Origin of the sequence: Nocardiopsis protaetiae, assembly GCF_045446735.1 — a bacterium.
In the GTDB taxonomy this organism is placed as follows: domain Bacteria; phylum Actinomycetota; class Actinomycetes; order Streptosporangiales; family Streptosporangiaceae; genus Nocardiopsis; species Nocardiopsis protaetiae.
In genome coordinates, this window is sequence record NZ_JBJJBV010000495.1 from 1 (window position 1) to 2,235 (window position 2,235).

Genomic DNA, 2,235 nt, shown 5'->3' on the forward strand with positions numbered 1-2,235 from the left:
GAACCACCGCCGGAGCGGAAGCGTTCCCGGTAGGGGAACACCCCCCGCGCGTCGGATTCATCGTGAGCAAGGCGGTCGGCGGGGCCGTGGTGCGCAAGCGCGTCCAGCGACGGCTGCGGCACCTGATGCGGCCACGTCTGTTCGAACTTCCAAACGGTAGCCTGCTGGTAGTACGTGCCAAACCCTCCGCCGCCGCCGCGCGGTACGAGGACCTGGGCGCACAGCTGGACGGCGCCATCGCCTCGGCGATACGACCCCGACCCAAGGGATCGGCGCGCCGTCGTCGAGGACGCGGTGGCCCCTCGGCGCCGGAACCGGCGAAGAGCGACACGACAGGCGGCCGCCCGGTCACAGAGGGCGGAGAACGGTGGACGGACCGATGACCCAGCACGAACCGACGGTGTTCGCGCGTGCGCTGATCCTCCCCATCCGGGGATACCAGCGCTTCATCAGCCCGCTCCTGCCGCCCGCCTGCCGTTACTACCCTTCGTGCAGCGCATACGCCGTCGAGGCCCTGCGCACGCACGGTGCCTTGTACGGGCTGTGGCTGGGCATCCGGCGCATCGCCCGCTGTCACCCCTTCACCAGGGGTGGCTACGACCCGGTCCCCCCACCGCGGGGACGGGGCCAGGAGTCCGAGGAGTCTGCGGGCGGAGCCGGGACCACCGGCCATGCTCCCGGGGACCAGTAGCTGAACCGAAGCACATAGGAGTTGGCCGGTGCTGGACTGGCTTTACAACATCGTCGGCTGGATTCTGGTCCAGATCCACGCGGGTCTGGGCTTTATCGGCCTGAACCCCGACAGCGGGTGGGCGTGGGGCCTGTCCATCGTGCTGCTCACCATGCTGATGCGTCTGCTCATGGTGCCGCTGTTCGTCAAGCAGATGAACACGCAGCGCAAGATGCAGGAGATCCAGCCCAAGCTGAAGAAGCTCCAGGAGCGCTTCAAGCACGACAAGGAGCGGCTCCAGAAGGAGTCGATGGAGCTGTACCGGGAGAGCGGCACCAACCCGCTCATGGGCTGTCTGCCGCTGCTGCTGCAGATGCCGGTCTTCTTCGCCCTGTTCAACGTGCTCCGCAGCGTGGCCGAGGGCAACGTCCGCTACAACTTCACCGAAGAGCTGGTGGAGAGCGCGCGCCAGGCCCTGATCTTCGGGACTCCCATCGCGGCCCACTTCAACAGCTCCTCGCAGGAGCTGGCGGCCCTGGGGGCGACCAACCCCATCATGGCGAAGGTCTTCATCGCCATCTCCTGTGTCGTCATGGGCACCACGACGTTCCTCACCATGCGCCAGAGCATGAAGCGCAGCGTCGCGCAGATGCCCGACAACCCGATGATGCAGACCCAGAAGATCATGATGTACATGGCGCCCCTCTTCGGGCTCTTCGGTCTCATGATGCCGGTCGGTGTGCTGATCTACTGGGTCACCTCCAACGTGTGGACGATGGTGCAGCAGCACTTCCTGTACCGCAACCAGCCCGCGCCGGGTGAGACGGTCGAGGCCAAGGCCGCGGCCAACGGTTCCGCCAAGGGGATGCTGGGGCGCAAGAAGAAGCAGCCCGAATCCGCGCCGCAGCCTGTGGAACAGCCTAAGATCGAACGCAAGCAGCCCAAGAAGCAGTCTCGCTCCAAGCGCACCGGTGGCGGGTCCCGCTAGCGAGCTGCGTACCGAACGCGGGAACAGGAGACGGGAACGCCGTGACAGCGAGCCAGGAAGGAAGCGGTGGAGTAGCGGTGGCTGAGGCGCCTATCGACATCGAGGCCCTGGAGAACGAGGGCGACATCGCCGCGGACTACATCGAGGGTCTGCTCGACATCGCGGACTTCGACGGCGACATCGACATGGACGTCGAGGGCGACCGTGCGATGGTCTCGGTCGTCGGGGCCACCCTCGACGAGCTGATCGGCGAGGAGGGTGAGGTCCTGGAGGCGCTCCAGGAGCTGACCCGGCTGGCGGTCCACCGGGCGACCGGTGAGCGCAGCCGGCTGATGCTGGACATCGGCGGCTACCGGGAGGGGCGCCGCAAGGAGCTCTTCCAGGTCGGCGCCGAGACGGCGCAGAAGGTCAAGGAGACCGGCGAGGCCTACGAGCTGGAGCCGATGACCCCCTTCGAGCGCAAGGTCGTCCACGACGCGGTCGCGGCCGCGGGCCTGCGCAGCGAGTCCGAGGGCGAGGAGCCCAACCGCTACGTGGTGGTCCACCCGGTCCCCTAGACCACGGACTGACCCAGGGG

4 protein-coding genes are annotated in these 2,235 nt (G+C 67.4%); all 4 read left to right on the plus strand.

Annotation, left to right across the window (positions count from 1 at the left end; genetic code table 11):
* The coding region (gene rnpA / locus ACJOT3_RS34255) for a ribonuclease P protein component (protein ID WP_406977285.1) at positions 1 to 383 on the plus strand (383 nt) is incomplete at its 5' end.
* Positions 380 to 691 (plus strand): membrane protein insertion efficiency factor YidD, encoded by a 312-nt coding sequence (gene yidD, locus ACJOT3_RS34260; protein ID WP_406977286.1) that lies wholly within the window; start codon positions 380 to 382, stop codon positions 689 to 691. The genes rnpA and yidD, both read left to right, overlap by 4 nt.
* A gap of 28 nt (positions 692 to 719) precedes the next feature.
* Positions 720 to 1,658: a membrane protein insertase YidC gene (gene yidC / locus ACJOT3_RS34265; protein ID WP_406977287.1), complete on the plus strand. Its 939-nt coding sequence runs from the start codon at positions 720 to 722 to the stop codon at positions 1,656 to 1,658.
* 77 nt (positions 1,659 to 1,735) lie between these two features.
* Positions 1,736 to 2,215 carry a Jag family protein gene (locus tag ACJOT3_RS34270; protein ID WP_406977288.1) on the plus strand — a complete coding sequence of 160 codons (480 nt, stop codon included), beginning with the start codon at positions 1,736 to 1,738 and terminating at the stop codon, positions 2,213 to 2,215.
* Positions 2,216 to 2,235: the final 20 nt, after the last annotated feature.